This is a genomic window from Allorhizobium sp. DMC15 (assembly GCF_056314065.1).
The window spans coordinates 40,060-59,940 of the sequence record NZ_JBQUZB010000002.1; the positions used below are offsets into that span (position 1 = coordinate 40,060).

Sequence of the window (19,881 nt, forward strand, 5' to 3'; positions counted from 1 at the left end):
AAAAATGACCAGGGCGGAGTATGGGGCTCAGATTGTGTCTGGCAATGCCTCCGAGGCAAGCTTACTGATTTGTAATCTCGCGGAAATTCACGCGGGCGTGATCACCTTACCGACAGAGCATCGCGCAATCGGTCTGGCTTGCCCCGCACATTCGCACGTGAGGCCGGCTAAAACCGGTGATGAACCGGCCATGCCGGAATAAAACCAGAACGGCATCACTGGCCTTTCGAGACCGAATCACTACATTGAGCCGCATGAGTAACGGTTTCGACGATATCCCCTTCTTCGACGAGGAACCAGCGCCGCGCAAGCCGGCTGCCGCACCGGCCCCGCCGGCGTCAGGCGGACTGGGCATTGCCGCCCGCGCTATGGCAGCCCGTAGCCAGGCGAACACGCCGGATTACCTGAGCGGCCTCAACCCCGAACAACGCGAGGCGGTGGAAACCGTCGATGGCCCCGTGCTCGTGCTCGCGGGCGCCGGCACCGGCAAGACGCGCGTGTTGACCACCCGTATCGCCCATATCCTCGCCACCAACCGCGCCTTTCCGAGTCAGATCCTCGCCGTGACCTTCACCAACAAGGCCGCTCGCGAGATGAAAGAGCGTATCGGCCATCTCGTCGGCGGTGCCGTCGAGGGCATGCCGTGGCTCGGCACCTTCCACTCGATCGGCGTCAAGCTCTTGCGCCGCCACGCCGAACTGGTCGGCCTGTCCTCCGATTTCACCATTCTCGACACCGACGATGTCGTGCGCCTGATCAAGCAGATCATCCAGGCAGAAGGCCTCGACGACAAGCGCTGGCCGGCCAAGCAGTTCGCCCAGATGATCGATGGCTGGAAGAACAAGGGCCTTGATCCGAGCCAGATACCGGAAGGCGACGCCCGCGCCTTCGCCAATGGCAAGGGTCGCGAGCTCTATGTCGCTTACCAGAACCGCCTGAAGACGCTGAATGCCTGCGATTTCGGCGACCTGCTTTTGCATCCGATCCGCATGTTCAAGGCCAATCCGGACGTGCTGAAGGAATACCATCAGCGCTTCAAATATGTGTTGGTCGACGAGTATCAGGACACCAACACCGCGCAATACATGTGGCTGCGGCTGCTCGCCCAGCGTCCCCAGGGCGTGCCGCAGAATGTCTGCTGCGTTGGCGACGATGATCAGTCGATCTATGGCTGGCGCGGCGCCGAGGTCGACAACATCCTGCGCTTCGAGAAGGACTTTCCGGGCGCGAAGGTCATCAAGCTCGAGCGCAACTACCGTTCGACGGAACATATCCTCGGTGCAGCCGGCCATCTGATTGCCCACAACGAAGGTCGCCTTGGCAAGACCCTCTTCACCGACCGCGTTGATCCGAACGACGGCAAGGTCGTCGTCCACGCCGCCTGGGATTCCGAAGAGGAAGCCCGCGCCGTCGGCGAGGAGATCGAACAGCTCCAGCGCCAGCAGCATCCGCTGAACAACATGGCGATCCTGGTCCGCGCCTCCTTCCAGATGCGCGAATTCGAAGACCGTTTCGTCACGCTCGGCCTGAACTACCGCGTCATCGGCGGCCCGCGCTTCTACGAGCGCTTGGAAATCCGCGACGCCATGGCCTATTTCCGGCTGATCTGCCAGCCGGCCGACGACCTCGCCTTCGAGCGCATCGTCAACACGCCGAAGCGCGGTCTCGGCGACACCACGATCCGCGCCCTGCACGACTACGCCCGCGCCCGCGATATTCCGATGCTCGCGGCAGCTTCTGATATTATCGAGACCGACGAGCTGAAGCCCAAGGCGCGCAAGGCGCTGTTCGACGTGGTCGTGAGCTTCCGCCGCTGGAGCGAGCTTCTGGAGAACACGCCGCATACGGAGCTCGCCGAACAGGTCCTGGAGGAGTCGGGTTATACCGACATGTGGAAGAACGACAAATCGGCAGAAGCGCCGGGTCGTCTCGACAACTTGAAGGAACTCATCCGCTCGATGGAAGCCTTCGAAAGCATGCGCGGCTTCCTTGAGCATGTATCGCTGGTCATGGACGCCGAAACGAACGAAAACCTCGATGCCGTCTCGATCATGACGCTGCACTCGGCCAAGGGTCTGGAATTCGAGACCGTCTTCCTGCCCGGCTGGGAAGAAGGCCTCTTCCCGCATCAGCGCGCACTCGACGAAGGCGGCCGCTCGGGCCTCGAGGAAGAACGCCGCCTCGCCTATGTCGGCATCACCCGCGCCAAGCGCCGCTGCCACATCTGGTTCGTCTCCAACCGCCGAATCCATGGCCTCTGGCAGTCGACCATGCCGTCGCGCTTCCTCGACGAACTGCCGACGGCGCATGTCGAAGTCGCCGAAGCCGAGACCTCTTACGGCGGCTACGGCCGCAATCCCTACGGCCAGTCCCGCTTCGACAAGCAGGAACCGTTCCAGAACAGCTATTCCACGCCCGGCTGGAAGCGCGCGCAGGCCAACAAGACGGAAGCGACTCGCGACAACTGGGGCACCCGCTCCGGCCATGCGGTGGAGCGCATCGGCTACGGCGAAAGCGGTCCCAGGGCCAAGACGATCGACGGTGAACTGGTCGCAAAGTCGACCACGACAGAACCGTCACGCTTTACGGTCGGCGATCGTGTCTTTCACATGAAGTTCGGCAACGGCAATATCGCCTCGATCGAGGGCAACAAATTGACGATCGACTTCGACCGCGCCGGGCAAAAGCGGGTGCTGGACGGCTTCGTCGAAAAGGCCGGCTGATCGGAGCCGGCTAGCGTCGGCTCAGGCGGCGGGGTGCACTTCTTCCGCAGCAAAAGCGAGCTGCCAGTGGCGCCGGCAGAGCGAGGTATAGGTCTCGTTGCCGCCGATCAGCACCTGGGCGCCGTCGCGTTGCGCCTTGCCGTCTTCCCCCATGCGCACGACCATGGTCGCCTTGCGCCCACAATGGCAGATCGAGCGGGCCTCCGTCAGTTCGTCCGCGATAGCGAGCAAGGCCTTGGAGCCCGGAAACAGTTCGCCACGGAAATCCGTGCGCAAACCATAGGCCATGACCGGGATGTCGAGAACATCGACAATCTGCGCCAACTGCCAAACCTGCTCGGTCGTCATGAACTGCGCTTCGTCAACGAAGACGCAGGACAGCGGCGATGCCGCGTGGTCAGCCTTGATTGCGGAAAACAGATCGTCCTTGGCCCCGAAGGCTTCAGCTTCGGCCCGAAGGCCGATCCGCGAACCGATGAACCCCTTGCCCACGCGGTTGTCGAGCGCACTGATCAGCGTCGCGACCCGCATGCCGCGTTCGCGGTAATTATAGGCCGCCTGCAGCAACAGTGTCGACTTGCCGGCGTTCATGGTGGCGTAAATGAAATGAAGTTTGGCCAAGGCGTCGCTGCTATCGAGTGGTGGGGCTGAAGATAGCTGTCTTTCTAGGAAGATAAAGCGCGCCGGACAACCGCCGGAAGACTTTGCCAACAGGCAATTGTCTTGCCTGCTGCAAATACGGCGCCCTCAGGCCGGCACAGCCGCCGCCGCCATTCGCTGCCCGGTGATCTCCTTCACCAGCTCCTTGATCACGTCCATGACGGCGCGGACACGGGGCACATGACGCAGCCGTTCATCCGTCACGAGCCAGACTTCGGCGGCAGGAGGCACGGGCGGGCGGAAACAGAAAACCAGTTCGGGATCTCCGGCCGCCACGAAGTCGGAGTAGAAGCCGACGCCGACGCCATTCCTGACGCTGGTGAAGACGGCGGGCACCGAGTTGTGCCGGAGCAACACCTCTGCCGGGAAGTTCTTCGTTGCCCAATCGAAGATCGGGCGGCCACGGACATGGGCATCGATGCCGATGATGGCGTGGCCGGCCAGGTCTTCGACGCGTCTCGGGACGCCGTGGCGAAGGCTGTAGGAACGCGAGCAGTAGAGGCTCCAGTAATCCTCGATCAGACGAACTCCCACCAGACCCGCTTGAGTGGGTGCGGGTGATGCCCGCAACGCCACATCGGCTTCGCCACCAATCAAGTCTCGCAGGACATTGGTCGTATCCACTTCGAGCTTCACACCGGGATGCCTTTGCCGCAGGCGCTCGATCAACCGCGGCAGCACGAAGGAGCCCAGCACCTCATTGGTCGTGAAGCGGACGGTGCCGGAAATCTCTCGGGAAAGGCTGTCGACGGCACCTGAAAACGCGTCGACGGCGTGACGCACAGCCTCTGCGGGTGCGAGAAGAAGTGACCCTGCCTCGGTCAGAACATAACCAGTTCGGCGCTTATCGAAGAGCTCCACCTGAAGCGCGTCCTCAAGCGCCGCTATGCGCCGCGAAACCGTGCTCTGGCTGACCCGCAAGAGCTTGGATGCAGCAAGCGTCGTCCCTGTCTCGGCGACTGCCAGCATGTAGCGCAAGTCATCGAAGTTCAACGATGCGGTCACGTTATGCAAATCCGGTGATTGTCGCGGCAAAAACGGTGTTTGAAGCGGAAACGCTGACAATCTACACGCTTTTCATCGCCCACGATACATGTCCGCGGGCTTCCAATACGCACTCAAAACCCAGATCAGCAAGGAGTAAAGCCATGCGCGAAGCGCTTGTGCCAGCCGGCACCCGTATCCTCAATGCCTTCAATAAAGAGACTTTCGTTTTCACGCACCCCTATGAAGGCGGAGTCACCAGCCAGATGGACGTCGTCCTCGGCAAGGGTGGGTCGGGAGGCGGAAATGCCGTCGCCCATATCCATCCGGAGACGGACGAGATCTTCACCGTCAACAGAGGGCGGGTGATGGTCATGATCAACGGTCAGGAACATTATGCAACCGACGGTCAGTCGATCACAGTGCCGAAGGGCGCGAGCCACTTCTTTCGCAACGCTTCGTTCGGCGAAACGCATCTGACGGTGACGTTCGTCAACGCCCAGCAGCACCTGCGCTTCTTCCTCAACTTGGCGCGCTGGACGTCTGAGTGCCCGGACTATTTCAAGCCTGACGGTTCGGTGAAGCTACTGCCGATCGCGCTCGGCCTCAACGCCTTCCGTAACCATCTTTACATCTCTGGGCCACCAGTCGTGGTGCAGAAGCTGCTCTTCGCCACACTTGCCCCGATTGCCCGGATGATGGGTTACCGGCTGGCCGTTCCGCCGCGCGCGAACACCGCGCACCTCGCGATTGAGGATCAAGGCAGCCTTGTCACCGGTCGGTGATGTCAGCCTTGCGCCGCTTCCTCGCGGTGCAGCCACATCAGTTCCACCTGAACGGCGGCCTGAAAATCCATGATTTCCGCCCGCATCTCGTCTTCGGGGCAGCCCAAGGCAAGAAGTTCGTTGCCGAGGCCACGGCAGGTGGTCTTCCAGAATTCGGTGGCGGCGTAGCCATTGAGGCGGTCGAGTTCGACAGCCGATCGGCGAACCAGGTCCCGGCGGCTCGCAAGCGGAAAGAAGGCGATGGTCGGGGTGGTCGTCTTGCCGGTCATGGCTTGGCTACTCATGCGAAACATCCTCACGTTACGAGATGTGTTTAGAATCACATAGTTAATGTTCCGTTTCGCAGACATCGCGATTGTCGGAGGTGGCCCAAATGAAAACACTCCCTGCCTTGCGGCAGGGAGTGCGAAAGCATGCAGACGATGCGATTGGCTGTCAGTCCGGCAGGGTATAGGCGATGACATAGTCACCCGGCTTGGTACCGACGGAGCCATGGCCGCCGGCCACCATCACGACATACTGCTTGCCGTTGTCGAGCGCATAGGTCATCGGCGTTGCCTGGCCTCCGGCCGGGAGGCGAGCCTCCCACAGCTGTTCGCCGGTCGTCAGGTTGTAGGCGCGGAGGTAATCATCGACGGCTGCACCGAGGAAGACGACGCCGCCCTTGGTGATCATCGGACCGCCGATACCAGGCACGCCGACCTTGAACGGCAGCGGCAGCGGCGTCATGTCGTAGACGGTGCCGTTTCGGTGCTGGTAGGCGATCTGGCCCGTGCGCAGGTCGACACCAGCAACCGTACCCCATGGCGGCGCCTGGCAGGGAATGCCGAGCGGCGACAGGAACGGCCCCATGACCACGCCGTAAGGCGCACCTTCGTTACGGTTCAGACCCTGCTCTGAGCCCTTCTCACCTTCGCCCTTTGGCGGGATATCTGCCCGCGGAACGAGCTTGGAGGTAAAGGCGAGATAGGTCGGCATGCCGAACATCACCTGCCGCTCCGGATCAACCGCGACCGAACCCCAGTTGAACGTTCCGAAATTGCCGGGATAGACGAGCGTCCCGTTCAGCGACGGCGGGGTGTACTGTCCCTCATAGTTCAGCTTGTGGAAGGCGATCCGGCACATCATCTGGTCGATGATGGACAGACCCCACATGTTCTTTTCCTGCAGCGTCGGCGGACGGAAAGTCAGGTCCGAGATCGGCTGGGTCGGGGACGTAAAGTCTTCCGGAATGGCGCCGCCCGGCGCCGGGATCTCGCGAACCGGGATGATCGGCTCGCCGGTCCGGCGGTCGAGAACATAGATGTCGCCCTGCTTGGTCGGCCCGACGAGAGCCGGCACAACGGCACCGTCCGAATTGTTGATGTCAATCAGCACCGGCTGGGCAGGAACGTCCATGTCCCAGAGATCGTGATGCACGGTCTGGCGCAACCAGCGATCCTGCCCGGTGTTCACATCGAGCGCAACTATTGAAGACGAGTATTTCTCGACGCTTTCGCTGCGGCCCATGCCGAGCTGGTCGGGCACCTGGTTGCCAAGCGGGATATAGACGAGGCCGAGTTGCTCATCGACGGAGAAGACCGACCAGCTGTTCGGCGAGTTCGTCGTATAGGTCTGGCCTTCGCCGATCGGAGCGGTCTCTGTCGGGTTGCCGCTGTCCCAATTCCACACGAGCGCCCCGGTATTGACGTCGAACGCGCGGATGACGCCCGACTGCGACTGCGTCGAATAGTTGTCGTTGACGGCACCACCGATGATGATCTTGCCGGCGGCGATCACGGGTGGCGAGGTGGAATAGTAATAGCCGGCCGGGTTGTACCGCATGCCCTGGCCGAGCTGCAGCGTGCCGCCGTCGGCGAAGTTCTGGCAAACGGCTCCGGTTGCGGCGTCGAGCGCGATCAGACGGGCGTCCGAGGTCGGCAGGTAGACGCGGGTGGCGCAGGCCGTACCGGCGGCCGCGGCGGGATCCGCGTAATAGGTCACACCACGGCACGTCTGGTGCTGGCGATCGGTGTTGAGACCGGCATTGGCATCGAACTTCCACTTCTCCTTGCCGGTCGCCGCATCCACCGCGATCGCCCAGTTGTGCGGTGTGCAGAGATAAAGCGTGTCGTCCACCTTGAGCGGCGTCACCTGATAGGTCGTCTCCGTCACGTCCTCGGGAAGCTTTACGTCACCGGTCTGGTAGGTCCAGGCGACTTTCAGGTCCTTGACGTTGTCGGTGTTGATCTGGGTGAGCGGCGAGTAGCGCTGGCCATACGGGGTTCGGCCATACTGATGCCAGTCGCCGTCGGGGACGTTGCCACCCAGCGACGGCGCCGCCGCAACCTGCTCCGTCGGCAGGCTGCCGGAGCGGTCATAGGGATCGGTGAAGAGGGAAATGGCCGCCGTGATCACGGCGATCAGAACGGGCACGGCAAGCGGCAGCAGCGGCGCCGGCACGCGCCCGCGGCGATGCTCCGGACCAAGTCTGCGACGGACACCCGGCAACATCAGCCAGAGGCCAAGCACGACGACCAGTCCACCACGGGGACCAAGCTGCCACCAGTCGAGCCCAACCTCCCAGAGCGCCCAGACGAGACTGCCGAGGATGAAGAGCCCATAGAGCCACAGCGCTTCCGCGCGTCTGAGAAACAAAAGCACGGCGGTCGCCAGAAAGACGATCCCGGCGATCAGGTAATACAAGCTGCCACCCAGGGCGGCGAGCTGTGCTCCGCCGACCCCGAGCACGAGCCCCACAAGGGCGAATATGCCGATGGTGATGGTCAATAACATGCCAAGTCCATTCATGTCTGGAAATGTACGAGATGGCCCTACGCGTCGAATGGCGCGGGATAAGGGACCTGCGACATCAGTCGAACGGGAGAAACGGAGGATTGTTCCATCCCGAATGGAACAATGTTTTCGGGCCCACTCGCCGGCAAAAATTCACCAACTTTCTCTTGATCCTGCACTCGCCCATTGCCATCTTGCGCCGCACAAACAAGGGAGCGCGTTCCATGACAAAGGCCTTGCTGCTGATCGATATCCAGAACGGCTTCTGCCCGGGTGGCAATCTGCCGGTCGCCGAAGGCGACGCGGTGGTGCCGGTCGCCAATCGGCTCATGCGATCAGGACGATACGATCTCGTGGTCGCCTCGCAGGACTGGCACCCGGCCAATCACGGCAGCTTCGCCTCCCAGCATGACGGCAAGAAACCCTTCGACATGGGCGAACTCTCCGGCCAGCCTCAGGTGATGTGGCCGGATCACTGCGTCCAGGACACGCGGGACGCGGAATTCCACCCGGATCTCGACCAGAGCCGCATCGATTACATCCAGCGAAAGGGCGAAAACCCTGCCGTCGACAGCTACTCGGCCTTCCGCGACAACGACAGGTCGGCGCTGACCGGCCTGTCGGATTATCTGAGGTCGAAGAATGTCACGGAGCTCGACCTGATGGGCCTCGCGACAGATTACTGCGTGCGTTTCTCGGCCCTCGACGCCGTGGACATGCTGCCGGGTGTCACGGTGCGGCTCATTGCCGATGGCTGTCGGGGGATCGACCCGGCTGCGGTCAAACAGGCACTCGATGTAATGGCCGATGCCGGCGTCGAGATCGTCGACAGCAGCCGAATCGGAATCTGAAGACAGGACTGCAAATGATTCGTGCGATTGCCTTTTTTGGCGGCACGCGTTAGAGGCGGACCCAAGAGCAAGACAGGGAGGACGCCCGGTCATGGATATCATCACCACGATCGCCGCTTTGCGGGAAAAGCTCGCAGCCCGTCGCAGAAGCGGCCAGTCGATCGGCTTCGTGCCGACCATGGGCTATCTCCATCAGGGCCATCTCAGCCTCGTTTCCCGGTCGAAAGCCGAAAACGCCGTGACGGTCGTCTCGATCTTCGTCAACCCGCTGCAGTTCGGAAAGAACGAGGACCTGGAAAAGTATCCGCGCGACCTCGACCGCGACGCAGCCCTTCTGCGCGAGGCAGGCGTGGACTTCCTCTTCGCCCCACCCGTCTCCGAAATGTATCCGGAGCCCATGCAGACCGTGGTCGACCTTCCGAAGCTCGGCTCCGAGCTGGAAGGGGAAGCCCGCCCCGGCCATTTCGCCGGTGTCGCGACGGTGGTGACAAAACTCTTCAACATCGTCCAGCCGGATGCGGCCTATTTCGGCGAGAAGGACTACCAGCAGGTCACCATCATCCAGAAGATGGTCGAGGATCTCGCCCAGCCCCTCCGCATCGTCCCTGTATCGACCGTGCGCGAGGCCGATGGCCTCGCCTGTTCGTCGCGCAATGTCTATCTCTCGCCCGCCGAACGCGCCGCAGCCGTCATCGTGCCGAAGACGCTCGCCGAGGCCGAGAGGCTGCTGCTGACCGGCATCCGCGACGTCGCGGTGCTGGAAGCCAAGCTCCTCGATTTCCTGCGCACCGAGCCTCTCGCAGAACCGGAGGTCGTGGCCATTCGCGACCCTCAGACCTTGGAGCGCATCGAGACGGTGAATGACAGGGCGCTGGTCCTTCTCTACGTCCGTTTCGGCAAGACGAAGCTTCTCGACAACCGCATCATCGGCCAAGCGGCCGCCACCGGCATGGAGGCCGCCTGACATGAGTACACCACCCCGCCAGAAGCGTTTCACCCCTGCCGATATCGGCGCTCTCAAGGGCGTGCGGCCGATCGTTTCGCTGACCGCCTACACCACCCCCGTTGCCCGCATCATGGACAACCATTGCGATCTGCTTTTGGTCGGCGACAGTCTCGGCATGGTGCTCTACGGCCTCGACACCACCGTCGGCGTCACCATGGAGATGATGATTGCCCATGGCCAGGCTGTCATGCGCGGCACAAAGCGCGCCTGCGTCATCGTCGACCTGCCCTTCGGCTCCTACCAGGAAAGCAAGGAACAGGCCTTCCAGAACGCAGTAAGGCTGATGAAGGAAACCGGCTGCGACGGCGTCAAGCTCGAAGGTGGCGCGGAAATGGCCGAGACCGTGGAGTTCCTCGTCTCGCGCGGTGTACCGGTCTTCGGCCATATCGGCCTCATGCCGCAGCAGGTGAACACGTCGGGCGGCTATCGCTCAAAGGGCCACAGCGAAGCCGAACAGGACAAAATCCGCCGTGACGCCAAAGCGATCGACGAGGCGGGTGCCTTCGCCATGGTGATCGAGGGAACGGTCGAGCCCCTCGCCCGCGAAATCACCACGTCGGTCAAATCCGCCACTATCGGCATCGGCGCCTCGCCGGCCTGCGACGGCCAGATCCTTGTCTCCGACGACATGCTCGGCCTGTTCAACGAGTTCAAGCCGCGTTTCGTCAAGCATTTCGCCGAACTCGCCAATGTCATCGACAAGGCGGTTTCGGACTATGCGGAAGAGGTGAAGGCCCGAACCTTCCCCGGCCCCGAGCACACCTTCCAGGTTCGACCGAAGAAGTAATCAGCGCTCCGGCAGTCGCTCCATCTCGTCAATCGCATCATTGATCTGGTCCACCTGTCGGGCAACGAGCGCCTGCGCATCCCGCAGGCCCTTGTTGTAGTTGTGCGGGCCGATCATCGTCGCGATGAACTCGACAAGCGCTTCGACCTCGAAACGACCGAGTTCGACATCAACCTCGTCGGACAGGTGGCGCTGAACTCTGAGAAGCAGCCGCTCCATGTCCTCTCGGCTGACCAGACCCTTTTCCATCTTCCTTCCCTCCAAGTGAGCAGAGCGAGTGCGACTTTTCGACAAGACGCCGTTGGGCGCCAGATGGCAATGCCATTCATCAATGGCGGTCGTTGTTCCATCAGCGGAATTGGTTTGTCCATTGCCGTGACAGGCTTTAGCCAGCAAATGAACGCGAGAATTCGAGAATGTCCCGATCACCCTATGCAGAAGGCGCGCTGAAGGCGCTGCCGGTCATCGTATCCGCAGGTCCCTTTGCCATCCTGTTCGGCGCGGTGGCGGTGGCAAATGGCCAGTCGGTCGCCGAGGCTGCCCTGATGAGCGCGACGGTCTATGCCGGTGCCAGCCAACTTGTGGGCATTGAACTTTTCGGCCAGCAGGTCCCGCTCTGGATCGTCGTCCTGTCGATCCTCGCAGTCAATTTTCGCCACATCCTCTATTCGGCGGCGCTAACCCCGCTGATCGACCATTTCACCCTGCCCCAGAAGCTTCTCAGCTTCTTCCTGCTCACCGATCCGCAATTTGCCGAGACCCTTGCCCGCGGTGAATCCGGCGACCCGGTCAGCTTCCGCTGGTATCTCGGCTTCGGCGCCGTGATCTATTTCCCCTGGGTCGTGATGTCGGCGATCGGCGGCCTGCTCGGCAAGATTATCGGTGACCCGGCCGACTGGGGCATCGATGTTCTGCTGCCGATCTATTTCATGGGACTGGTGCTGGGCTTCCGCCGGCGCAGCAATTTCCTGCCGATCGTGGTAGTGAGCGGTGCCGTCTCCGTCATCGCCCAGCATCTCGTCGGCGCACCCTGGCACATCAGCATCGGTGCCATTGCCGGCGTGGCTCTCGCAGCCATCCTGCCGCCGAAGACGGATACCGCGACTGCGGAGCAGGCATGATGAGCACGCTTTTCAACCCCTACATGGTGCTGCTGATCTTCGCTGCGGCACTGGCCACATACCTCACGCGGATTGGCGGCTATGTCCTGGTCAAGCGCCTGAAGACCATGCCACCGCGCCTGGAGGCCGCCCTGAATGCCGTGCCGGCGGCGGTGCTGACGACGCTGGTCGCGCCTGCCTTCTTCGCCGGCAGCATGGACATCAAGGTCGCCATGGCAGTCTCCCTACTGGTCGGCCTGCGCTTTTCGGCCATCCCGATGCTGGTCGCGGGATGGGTGGTGCTCATGCTGTTGCGCCAGTTCCTCGTCTGAGCCTCAGCGCCCGAACGGCGCCGTCGCCTTTTCCAGCCATGCACGCTGTGCCGGGTCGGAAATCAGCGGCATCAACTCGTCACGCGTCTTCTGGTGATAGTCGTCGAGCCAGCGCAGTTCCTCGCGGGTCAGAAGGTCCTCGACGATCAGCCTGCGGTCGATCGGAACGAAGGTCAGCGTCTCGAACCCGAGCATCGGCTGGTCCCCACCGTCAATCGCTTCCGCCTCGCGGACATAGATCAGGTTCTCAATGCGGATGCCGAAGCTGCCGGGTCGATAATAACCCGGCTCGTTCGACAGGATCATGCCGGGCAGAAGTTCCTGGGTCGACACCCGCGAAATCCGCTGCGGCCCTTCGTGCACCGAGAGATAGGAACCGACGCCATGGCCCGTGCCATGGGCGAAATCGGCACCGGCCTTCCACAGCGCGATGCGCGCCAGCGGATCGAGGTCGCAGCCACGCGTCCCCTTCGGAAAACGCGCCGTACTGATCGCGATCATGCCCTTCAGAGCCAGCGTGAAAAAACGTCGCTGTTCGTCAGGCACGGTGCCGACAGCGAGCGTGCGGGTGATGTCGGTCGTGCCGTTGACATATTGCGCGCCCGAATCGATCAGGAACATCTCGCCGGACCGGATCGTGCGATCGCTCTCCGTCGTCACCCGGTAATGCATGATGGCGGCATGTTCGCCGGCACCGGAAATCGTCTCGAAGGAAATGTCCTTGAGCGGGTTCTGCATGCGCTCGCCGACACGCGCGCGCGACGCCTCGAGTGCCTGCGCGGCGGCAATCTCTGTCAGGCTGCCGGCCGGCTGTTCGTCAAACCAGTGCAGGAAGTCGACCATGGCGACGCCATCCTGCAGATGGGCGGCAGCCGAGCCATTCAACTCGACCATGTTCTTCACCGCGCGGCCGAGCTTGGCCGGATCGTTGCCCTCGACCACGTCGCCTCCGAAATGACGGATCAGATGGCCGAGCACATGCGGTGCGAGGTCCGGATCAAGCAGAATGCGCGCACCATGGGCGCACAGCCGCTCCAGCCTCTCCGCCAGCAGGGTCGGATCGACCTGCTCGCAGAGATCGCGCAGATAGGTTTCCACCTCAAGATTCGTCTTGCGCGGGTCAAGAAAGAGTTCCGCGCTGCCATCTGCCTTGATGAAAGCACGCGACAGGGGATGCGGGGTATGGGGCACGTCATTGCCGCGAATATTGAAGATCCACGCGACAGAAGAGGGATCGGTGATGAAGGCAGCCGCCAACCCGCGTTCGGTCAAATCGGCGGCGATCTTCGCGATCTTGTCCTTGGCTGAAACGCCGGCCTGATTCTCCGCCTGGATCGCGACCTTGCCGAGCGGCTCGGCGGGGCGATCGCTCCACAGCCGATCGACCGGGTTGAATGGCAGCAGCACCAAGGCACCGCCAATCTCGGCGAGAGCCTGTTCCAGCTTGCGCACCTCTGCGCCGGTGTGCATCCACGGATCGATGCCGAGGCGGAAGCCCTTTGCGGCGTGTTTTGCGATCCACTTGTGCGGTGGTTCGCCAACCAGGTCACCCGGCGTAAACACGTCAGGATCCACCTGCTGGGCGAGTTGCGTCACATAGCGGCCGTCAACGAAGATCACGGCCTTGCTCACAGTCACCAGCAACTGTCCGGCCGAACCGGTAAATCCGGTCGCCCAGGCGAGCCGCTCGGCAGACGGCGGCACATATTCGCCGAGATATTCGTCCGAACGCGGCACCAAAAGCCCGTCGATCTTGTTGTCGGCGAACAGTCCGCGCAGGGCCTCGATCCGGGCCTTGCCGTGCTGCGGAGTGGATTTGACGTCGAAGGACTGGAACATGACATGCCTGCGTTGATGGGAAGGGATTCTCTCCGGCCTTATAGCAAGGCTGCCCCAAGCTGCCCATCCACGTCAGGTGAACGGCTACAGACGGAAATTGCGGCATCTGCCACCACCATCTATCCGTCATGCCTAAATTTAAGGCCGCTCTCATGTTGCTATGCAGCAATTGCACGGCTCCCGTGCCGCAGACCCCCTGCCTCATCCCGCTGGTAGCAACTATATGTTGGTCATGACGACGCGGTGATCGCGTCGAACCGAAAGGAACAGAGAAATGGCCAAGTCCTTCCTGCGCACCGCCCTCGACAACCTCGTGGAAGCCCGCCAGCGCCGGGCCGATCTCTACGCCACGGGCGCTCTGCTCACCCTTGATGACGCATCACTGAAGGCCATGGGCCTGACTCGCGAAGAACTGCGCCGTCGCCCGTCGCAGCGCGCGATCATCTGATACCAGAGAAACGCATCCGCTTGAGCGCTCCTCCCACGCTCGCGAACCAAGGCGCGGCACGATGCCGATGCCAAAAAGGCGGCTCCACCTGGTGCCGCCTTTTTTTTGTGACTGCTGAATGAGATCAAGTGCTGACTCTAGGAGTCAGCCCTTGCCTTGCGTGAAATGGATCGTCACCCAGCCGTTGCGCCAGATCGTGCGCACATGCGACAGCCCCTCGCCACTATAGGCGGCAATCACCTTCCAGCGCTGGCTCGCCAGGATCCCCGAAAGAATGACCGATCCGTTCGGCGCCAGATGCGTCACCAGTTGCGGCGCCATCTTGATCAGTGGCCGCGCCAGGATGTTTGCAATGATGAGATCGAATGGCCCATAGTGCCTGAAGGCTGTCGAATGGAAACCGGGCGCCGTGCGGAAATCGATGGCATCGACCACCTGATTGCGCCGCGCATTGTCGCGCGCCACGCGCACAGCGATCGGATCGATGTCGGTGGCGAGCACAGGGATCGGCAGGAGCTTGCGCACGGCGATCGCCAGCACACCGCTGCCGGTGCCGAGATCGAGCGCATTGCGCACCTTGCGCGATCGAACCACCTTTTCGATAACCTCAAGGCAGCCGGCCGTCGTTCCGTGGTGGCCCGTGCCGAACGCCTGTCCGGCATCGATCTCGATAGCGATGTCGTGCGGCTGCACCTTGTCGCGGTCATGGGAGCCATGGACCAGGAAGCGCCCTGCCCTCACAGGCGTCAGACCTTCGAGCGATTTGGCGATCCAGTCGATGTCAGGGATGATCTCGCGCGCGATCAGGAGGTCAGGAAAGGCGTCTGCGATCGCTGTTTCGAAACGCGCCCGCACGGCGTCCTCGTCGTCCGCCATCAGGTAGACAGAGGCTTCCCATATGTCCGCTTTTTCGTCGACCTCGGTGGTCGCGATGGCAAAGTCCTCCTCGCCGAACTCAAAACCCAAAAGGTCCAGGACGCGATTGGCATTCACTTCGGTCGTGCTGACATACAGGCGGATTTCGCTCACGGCTCAACTTTCTCGGACGTCTCAAGGTCAGGCCTTGCGGTACAACGCAATGGCCGCCAAGGCAACCGGCGCAAGCGGGAAGCGCATCAGCCCTTCATCAGATTTTCGAGCTTCTTCACCGCCGTGTCCGGGTTTTCGCCATAGGCGATGGTGCCCTTGAAACGGCCCTCCGCGTCGAGCAGGAAAACCGAAGCCGTGTGATCCATCGTGTAATCGCCATCCGGCTTGCTTTCGTCCAGCGGCACCTTCTTGGCATAGACGCGAAAGCCCTTGATGATCTCTGCGATCTTTGCGGGATCGCCGGCGATGCCGGTGACGCGATCGGTGACATTGGAAATATACTGACCAAGGATTTCAGGAGTGTCGCGCTCCGGGTCGACGGTCACGAAGTAAGCCTGCAGGCCCTTGGCATCCGGGTCCACCTTCTTCAACCAACCATCAAGCTCGAACAGCGTGGTCGGGCAGACTTCCGGGCAATGGGTGAAGCCGAAGAACAGGGCAGTTGGCTTGCCGCGAAACGCCTGTTCGCTGATCGGCTGGCCCTTCTGGTCCACGAGTTGGAACGGCACCCCGAAGGGCGCTTCCGCAATTTTATCGCCGGATTGCGTGACCGCAAAAGTCAGCCAGCCGAGCGCCCCAGCCATGACGACGACAGCGGCCCACAAGACGATCCGGACGGTTTTCATGCACAATATCCTTGGCGACAAACAACATTGACCAGCCGGATAGTCCGAAGAACGGGCAAAAGCAATTCAACTCGAAGCGATGGCGGCTTCAGCGCCGATTTGTCACGGTCCGAACCGCTCAAAAGCAGTAGGCGAGACCGGAATCGATCGCCGACAGGAAGATTTCGCCACCGAAACGCATCCAGCCGAAGAATACGAACGTCGATCCCAAAAGACCGGCGAGTCCAAGGGCGGCCAGAGCGAGATACCGGGTTTTACTCTGCAAAACGATCATGTCGGCATGTTACCGCATCGTGGAAACAAAGGCACGTCGTTTCACCACGCAACGAGGACACTTGACGGATATCAAGGAATGGAATCGACTTTTGCTGACAGATTGTCGCATCACCAGCGTCTTGGGAGGGACATATGGAACAGCAAGCGATCAAGAACGGGTCCGTGCCGAAATTCCGGATCAACCGGCTGACCTTGGAGGATGTCGCGGCCGCTTTTGCAGATGGTATCCGGGACTTTCGGGCATACCCGCTCTACGGCCTGTTCTTCGGCGCGATTTACGCGCTCGGTGGTATCTTCATCGCGGTCATGCTGGCCTATTATCACTTGCCCTGGATGATCATCCCCGTGGCGATCGGTTTTCCACTCGTTGGCCCCTTCGTCGCCGTCGGGCTTTACGAGATCAGCCGGCGCCACATGGCTGGCGAACCCGTGGGCTGGAAGGCCATCCTGACCGAGGTCTTCCGTCAGCGAGAGCGACAACTGTCCTGGATGGCTTTTGTCGTCCTCTTCATATTCTGGATCTGGATCTATCAGGTCCGCCTGCTGATGGCTCTCATGCTTGGCTTCCGCATTCCTGCAACGCTTAACGCTTTTGCCGATCTGGTTTTGACGACACCCCAGGGCCTGACGTTCCTGGCCGTCGGCACGATCGTCGGTGCTGTTCTCGCCACCATCCTTTTTACGGCCACGGTGATTTCGATGCCGCTGCTGCTCGATCACGATCCGGATTTCGTGACTGCGATGCTGACCAGTCTGAGGACAGTGACGGAAAATCCGGTCCCCATGCTGGCCTTCGGCTTCTTCGTCGCGCTTGCCGCATTCCTGGCGCTGGTCCCCTTCTTTGCCGGTCTTCTGATCGTGCTGCCCGTTGCCGGTCATGCGACCTGGCACCTATACAGGCGTGCAATTTCCGCATCGGCGTGACGAGAAGCGCAGCATCGCCCTACAACGTTCAATTAAATTAGCTTAAGTTTAACTATGCCGTGCGATTCTGCCACAGCGTTGTGGCGGGATCCGCCACGCGGACATGACCGTCCTCAGGGCTCACTCCTGATCTTCGCATGACACGACAACGGCGACACGACTGCTGGACCGCGTCTGAGGAGACACAGCTTGTTCAACTACATTACGGGGAAGAATCTGTCCGTCAGGCAACGTCTGATGACCTTGGGCGCAGCCGCCGTGGTCGGCATCGGCTCGATGTTGGCCGTCGGATGGTACCAGAACGCACAGCTTAACCTCGCCCTGGAACGTGCCATCGAGGTCAAGGCAGAAGTCGAGAAGGTCAACGAGATGCGGTTGGCCAATGCCAACCTCGTGCTGGCGGCCATGGACACGATCATTGATCGCGGCGAAGGCAGTATCCAGCCGGAGCGGGTGGACATCATCAACGCGGCAGGCGCAATCCTCACCGAAGGCAGCTCCACCCTCAAGGCAATCGCCTCCGAAGCCGGCGCAGCGGGCGAGACCGGCACTTATGACCAGGATCTGCAGACCGTCCTTCAGGCGGTCAAGGTCGATCTGAAGCGTATGGTCGAAACCGGCGCCCCGGAAGGCGATTATGCCGCGATCGACGATGCCATCGACGGTGCGGGCGAGCGACTCGGCACGGCACTGAACAACATCTCCGCGCTCGGCGGTAACATCGTTGAAGAACGGGTCGCGGAAGCGACGCTTCGCAGCGCAGAGGCCCTTTACGTCCAGCTGATTCTGGGCGCCATCGCCTTCCTGACGGTGCTCGGCCTGCAATTCGTGCATGGAAACTCGATCGCCAACGGCATTCGCGCGGTGGCGCGCAGCATGCAGCAGATCGTGGACGGGGATTATCAGTCGCGCATAGAGGCGACTGATCGCGGCGACGAAATTGGCCGCATGGCGAAATCGGCCGACGTCTTCCGCCTCGCAGCCATCGAAAAGCAGGATCTCGAAGAGCGCACCCGCAGCCAGCGTCTTCAGGATGAGAACGAACGGGAGCGCCGGATGGCGGCTGCCGAATCCGATACCCGCGCCCTCAAGCAGGCGGTCGATGCTTTGGGCGGCGGCCTCAGAAAACTCTCGGAAGGTGATCTTTGTGTCGCGATAGACGCCGCCTTTCCCGTGGATCTGGAGAGCCTGCGCCACGACTTCAACCAGGTTGCGACAAATCTGAAGAAGGTGATGACGGAAATCTCGAGCAACAGTAGCTCCATTCATGCAAACAGCCAGCAGATGCGCAGTGCCGCCGACGATCTCGCCCGTCGAACCGAGCAGCAGGCCGCATCGCTGGAAGAGACGTCCGCTGCCCTTTCCGAAATCACGCAGACGGTCAAAACCTCGACGGAACGGGCAGAAGAAGCCAGCCACATGGTCGACAACGCCAAGGATTATGCCGAGAAGTCCGGCGGCGTGGTCAACGACGCCATGGCGGCGATGAACCGGATCGAGGATGCGACCGGCGAAATCGGCAAGATCATCAACGTCATCGACGAGATCGCCTTCCAGACAAACCTGCTCGCCCTCAACGCAGGCGTCGAAGCCGCCCGTGCCGGGGATGCCGGCAAAGGCTTCGCCGTCGTTGCCCAAGAGGTGCGCGCCCTTGCCGGCCGCGCGGCCGAAGCGGCCCGCGACATCAAGACTCTGGTCGGTCGCTCGAGCGACGAAGTGCGCAGCGGCGTCGAGCTCGTCACCGCCACGGGCGAGGCGCTGCACCGCATCGGCGAAGATGTTTTACGAATTAACGAGCACGTTAAGGCAATCGTTACCAGCGCTCGTGAACAATCGGTCGGACTGAGCGAGATCAATTCGGCCGTCGGACAGATGGACCAGGTCACGCAACAGAATGCGGCGATGGTAGAGCAGACCAACGCGGCATCCCATACTCTGGCCAGCGACGCCGAGAATCTCTCGCGACTGGTCGGGCAGTTCAAGATGAGCCTGACTGCGACTGCTCATGCACATGTTTCGGAGCCGGCCGCCGCCACTCCCGCAACACCCTCTCCCGCGCGTGCCCTCATCAACAAGGTCGCCGGGACATTCAACCGATCGGTCTCGGCATCCGCAGGTGCCGCTGCAAAAGAACACTGGGAAGAGTTCTAAGATGAGCAATGCTATCAAACAGTCGGGTGCGTATCTCGAAATCGTGTCCTTCCATCTCGGCGATCAGGAATTCTGTATCGACATCATGGCGATCCGCGAAATCCGCGGTTGGGCACCAGTGACGCCGATGCCGCACACGCCGCCCTATGTCCTGGGTCTGATCAACCTGCGCGGCGCCGTCATTCCGGTCATCGACATGGCATGCCGTCTCGGCATGAAGATGACGGAACCCTCCGAACGCGCCGCCATCATCGTCACCGACATCGCCGGCAAGCTGGTCGGGCTTCTGGTCGAACAGGTATCCGACATGATGACCATCCGGTCTGAAGACCTGCAGCCGGCACCGGAAATCATCCCGGAAGCCCAGCGCGCCTTCTGCCGCGGCATCGTCGCTCTCGAAAAGTCGATGGTCTGCTTCCTCAACCTCGACACGGTGATCGCCGACGAACTCGCTCAGGCTGCCTGAGCCCAAGCTCTTCCCGGAGTCTGGACCCCGTATTTTACGGGGTTCAGGCCTGCACCGAT

General features: G+C 61.7%; 20 protein-coding genes. 11 read left to right on the plus strand and 9 right to left on the minus strand.

Going from position 1 to position 19,881, the window contains the following annotated elements; genetic code table 11:
- The first annotated feature begins 254 nt into the window (after nucleotides 1–254).
- Nucleotides 255–2,723: an ATP-dependent helicase gene (locus tag ACT53S_RS08750; protein ID WP_476066696.1), complete on the plus strand. Its 2,469-nt coding sequence runs from the start codon at nucleotides 255–257 to the stop codon at nucleotides 2,721–2,723.
- 21 nt (nucleotides 2,724–2,744) lie between these two features.
- On the opposite strand, the gene ACT53S_RS08755 is transcribed toward ACT53S_RS08750, so the two are convergent.
- A complete protein-coding gene (locus tag ACT53S_RS08755) occupies nucleotides 2,745–3,344 on the minus strand; it encodes a thymidine kinase (protein ID WP_476066697.1) in 600 nt (199 codons plus the stop codon).
- A 126-nt stretch (nucleotides 3,345–3,470) separates the two neighbouring features.
- Nucleotides 3,471–4,388 (minus strand): LysR family transcriptional regulator, encoded by a 918-nt coding sequence (locus tag ACT53S_RS08760; RefSeq protein ID WP_476066698.1) that lies wholly within the window; start codon nucleotides 4,386–4,388, stop codon nucleotides 3,471–3,473.
- 143 nt (nucleotides 4,389–4,531) lie between these two features.
- On the opposite strand from ACT53S_RS08760, the gene ACT53S_RS08765 reads away from it, so the two are divergent.
- Nucleotides 4,532–5,152, plus strand: a complete 621-nt coding sequence (locus ACT53S_RS08765) for a cupin domain-containing protein (RefSeq protein ID WP_476066699.1) — start codon at nucleotides 4,532–4,534, stop codon at nucleotides 5,150–5,152.
- Between the two features lie 2 nt (nucleotides 5,153–5,154).
- Here the strand turns inward: ACT53S_RS08765 and ACT53S_RS08770 are convergent, their stop codons facing one another.
- Nucleotides 5,155–5,436, minus strand: coding sequence for a DUF6074 family protein (locus ACT53S_RS08770; protein WP_476066700.1), 282 nt, complete (start codon nucleotides 5,434–5,436; stop codon nucleotides 5,155–5,157).
- Nucleotides 5,437–5,587: 151 nt separating this feature from the next.
- Nucleotides 5,588–7,927 carry a glucose/quinate/shikimate family membrane-bound PQQ-dependent dehydrogenase gene (locus tag ACT53S_RS08775; RefSeq protein ID WP_476066701.1) on the minus strand — a complete coding sequence of 780 codons (2,340 nt, stop codon included), beginning with the start codon at nucleotides 7,925–7,927 and terminating at the stop codon, nucleotides 5,588–5,590.
- Nucleotides 7,928–8,151: 224 nt separating this feature from the next.
- Between ACT53S_RS08775 and pncA the strand changes: the two genes are divergently transcribed.
- From pncA to panB, 3 genes are all read left to right on the plus strand, one after another.
- Nucleotides 8,152–8,778, plus strand: a complete 627-nt coding sequence (gene pncA / locus ACT53S_RS08780; protein ID WP_476066702.1) for a bifunctional nicotinamidase/pyrazinamidase — start codon at nucleotides 8,152–8,154, stop codon at nucleotides 8,776–8,778.
- A gap of 91 nt (nucleotides 8,779–8,869) precedes the next feature.
- A complete protein-coding gene (panC, locus tag ACT53S_RS08785; protein ID WP_476066703.1) occupies nucleotides 8,870–9,742 on the plus strand; it encodes a pantoate--beta-alanine ligase in 873 nt (290 codons plus the stop codon).
- Between the two features lies 1 nt (nucleotide 9,743).
- The gene (panB, locus tag ACT53S_RS08790; RefSeq protein ID WP_476066704.1) at nucleotides 9,744–10,571 is read left to right on the plus strand and encodes a 3-methyl-2-oxobutanoate hydroxymethyltransferase; all 828 of its coding nucleotides are present in this window, start codon (nucleotides 9,744–9,746) and stop codon (nucleotides 10,569–10,571) included.
- Here panB and ACT53S_RS08795 read toward each other — a convergent pair whose 3' ends face one another.
- The gene (locus ACT53S_RS08795) at nucleotides 10,572–10,820 is read right to left on the minus strand and encodes a DUF2164 domain-containing protein (protein WP_476066705.1); all 249 of its coding nucleotides are present in this window, start codon (nucleotides 10,818–10,820) and stop codon (nucleotides 10,572–10,574) included.
- A gap of 167 nt (nucleotides 10,821–10,987) precedes the next feature.
- On the opposite strand from ACT53S_RS08795, the gene ACT53S_RS08800 reads away from it, so the two are divergent.
- Together ACT53S_RS08800 and ACT53S_RS08805 are read left to right on the plus strand one after the other, a co-directional pair.
- Nucleotides 10,988–11,692, plus strand: a complete 705-nt coding sequence (locus ACT53S_RS08800; protein ID WP_113375514.1) for an AzlC family ABC transporter permease — start codon at nucleotides 10,988–10,990, stop codon at nucleotides 11,690–11,692.
- The gene (locus ACT53S_RS08805) at nucleotides 11,692–12,003 is read left to right on the plus strand and encodes an AzlD family protein (protein WP_113375588.1); all 312 of its coding nucleotides are present in this window, start codon (nucleotides 11,692–11,694) and stop codon (nucleotides 12,001–12,003) included. The genes ACT53S_RS08800 and ACT53S_RS08805 overlap by 1 nt, the downstream gene beginning before the upstream one ends.
- 3 nt (nucleotides 12,004–12,006) lie before the next feature.
- Here ACT53S_RS08805 and ACT53S_RS08810 read toward each other — a convergent pair whose 3' ends face one another.
- Nucleotides 12,007–13,842, minus strand: a complete 1,836-nt coding sequence (locus tag ACT53S_RS08810; protein ID WP_476066706.1) for an aminopeptidase P family protein — start codon at nucleotides 13,840–13,842, stop codon at nucleotides 12,007–12,009.
- A gap of 274 nt (nucleotides 13,843–14,116) precedes the next feature.
- Between ACT53S_RS08810 and ACT53S_RS08815 the strand changes: the two genes are divergently transcribed.
- The gene (locus ACT53S_RS08815) at nucleotides 14,117–14,290 is read left to right on the plus strand and encodes a hypothetical protein (protein ID WP_174238474.1); all 174 of its coding nucleotides are present in this window, start codon (nucleotides 14,117–14,119) and stop codon (nucleotides 14,288–14,290) included.
- A 144-nt stretch (nucleotides 14,291–14,434) separates the two neighbouring features.
- On the opposite strand, the gene ACT53S_RS08820 is transcribed toward ACT53S_RS08815, so the two are convergent.
- From ACT53S_RS08820 to ACT53S_RS08830, 3 genes are all read right to left on the minus strand, one after another.
- Complete coding sequence (locus ACT53S_RS08820) at nucleotides 14,435–15,319, minus strand: 50S ribosomal protein L11 methyltransferase (protein WP_476066707.1); 885 nt, start codon at nucleotides 15,317–15,319, stop codon at nucleotides 14,435–14,437.
- Between the two features lie 86 nt (nucleotides 15,320–15,405).
- Nucleotides 15,406–16,005 (minus strand): SCO family protein, encoded by a 600-nt coding sequence (locus ACT53S_RS08825; protein ID WP_476066708.1) that lies wholly within the window; start codon nucleotides 16,003–16,005, stop codon nucleotides 15,406–15,408.
- 118 nt (nucleotides 16,006–16,123) lie between these two features.
- The gene (locus tag ACT53S_RS08830) at nucleotides 16,124–16,279 is read right to left on the minus strand and encodes a hypothetical protein (protein ID WP_476066709.1); all 156 of its coding nucleotides are present in this window, start codon (nucleotides 16,277–16,279) and stop codon (nucleotides 16,124–16,126) included.
- Between the two features lie 134 nt (nucleotides 16,280–16,413).
- Here ACT53S_RS08830 and ACT53S_RS08835 point away from each other — a divergent pair, with 134 nt between their 5' ends.
- The 3 genes from ACT53S_RS08835 to ACT53S_RS08845 all read left to right on the plus strand — a co-directional run bounded on the left by ACT53S_RS08835 (nucleotide 16,414) and on the right by ACT53S_RS08845 (nucleotide 19,822).
- Nucleotides 16,414–17,205 carry a DUF2189 domain-containing protein gene (locus ACT53S_RS08835; RefSeq protein ID WP_476066710.1) on the plus strand — a complete coding sequence of 264 codons (792 nt, stop codon included), beginning with the start codon at nucleotides 16,414–16,416 and terminating at the stop codon, nucleotides 17,203–17,205.
- 189 nt (nucleotides 17,206–17,394) lie between these two features.
- Entirely contained in the window at nucleotides 17,395–19,356 is a 1,962-nt protein-coding gene (locus tag ACT53S_RS08840) for a methyl-accepting chemotaxis protein (protein WP_476066711.1), read from the plus strand.
- 1 nt (nucleotide 19,357) lies between these two features.
- Entirely contained in the window at nucleotides 19,358–19,822 is a 465-nt protein-coding gene (locus tag ACT53S_RS08845; protein ID WP_062278961.1) for a chemotaxis protein CheW, read from the plus strand.
- Nucleotides 19,823–19,881: the final 59 nt, after the last annotated feature.

What these genes read in the sequence shown, in the direction of transcription:
- ACT53S_RS08750 (WP_476066696.1), top strand. Translation starts at nt 255, where the DNA reads ATGAGTAACGGTTTCGACGATATCCCCTTCTTCGACGAGGAACCAGCG.
- ACT53S_RS08765 (WP_476066699.1), top strand. Translation starts at nt 4,532, where the DNA reads ATGCGCGAAGCGCTTGTGCCAGCCGGCACCCGTATCCTCAATGCCTTC.
- ACT53S_RS08770 (WP_476066700.1), bottom strand. Translation starts at nt 5,436, where the DNA reads ATGAGTAGCCAAGCCATGACCGGCAAGACGACCACCCCGACCATCGCC.
- ACT53S_RS08775 (WP_476066701.1), bottom strand. Translation starts at nt 7,927, where the DNA reads ATGTTATTGACCATCACCATCGGCATATTCGCCCTTGTGGGGCTCGTG.
- pncA (WP_476066702.1), top strand. Translation starts at nt 8,152, where the DNA reads ATGACAAAGGCCTTGCTGCTGATCGATATCCAGAACGGCTTCTGCCCG.
- panC (WP_476066703.1), top strand. Translation starts at nt 8,870, where the DNA reads ATGGATATCATCACCACGATCGCCGCTTTGCGGGAAAAGCTCGCAGCC.
- panB (WP_476066704.1), top strand. Translation starts at nt 9,744, where the DNA reads ATGAGTACACCACCCCGCCAGAAGCGTTTCACCCCTGCCGATATCGGC.
- ACT53S_RS08795 (WP_476066705.1), bottom strand. Translation starts at nt 10,820, where the DNA reads ATGGAAAAGGGTCTGGTCAGCCGAGAGGACATGGAGCGGCTGCTTCTC.
- ACT53S_RS08800 (WP_113375514.1), top strand. Translation starts at nt 10,988, where the DNA reads ATGTCCCGATCACCCTATGCAGAAGGCGCGCTGAAGGCGCTGCCGGTC.
- ACT53S_RS08805 (WP_113375588.1), top strand. Translation starts at nt 11,692, where the DNA reads ATGAGCACGCTTTTCAACCCCTACATGGTGCTGCTGATCTTCGCTGCG.
- ACT53S_RS08810 (WP_476066706.1), bottom strand. Translation starts at nt 13,842, where the DNA reads ATGTTCCAGTCCTTCGACGTCAAATCCACTCCGCAGCACGGCAAGGCC.
- ACT53S_RS08815 (WP_174238474.1), top strand. Translation starts at nt 14,117, where the DNA reads ATGGCCAAGTCCTTCCTGCGCACCGCCCTCGACAACCTCGTGGAAGCC.
- ACT53S_RS08825 (WP_476066708.1), bottom strand. Translation starts at nt 16,005, where the DNA reads ATGAAAACCGTCCGGATCGTCTTGTGGGCCGCTGTCGTCGTCATGGCT.
- ACT53S_RS08830 (WP_476066709.1), bottom strand. Translation starts at nt 16,279, where the DNA reads ATGATCGTTTTGCAGAGTAAAACCCGGTATCTCGCTCTGGCCGCCCTT.
- ACT53S_RS08835 (WP_476066710.1), top strand. Translation starts at nt 16,414, where the DNA reads ATGGAACAGCAAGCGATCAAGAACGGGTCCGTGCCGAAATTCCGGATC.
- ACT53S_RS08845 (WP_062278961.1), top strand. Translation starts at nt 19,358, where the DNA reads ATGAGCAATGCTATCAAACAGTCGGGTGCGTATCTCGAAATCGTGTCC.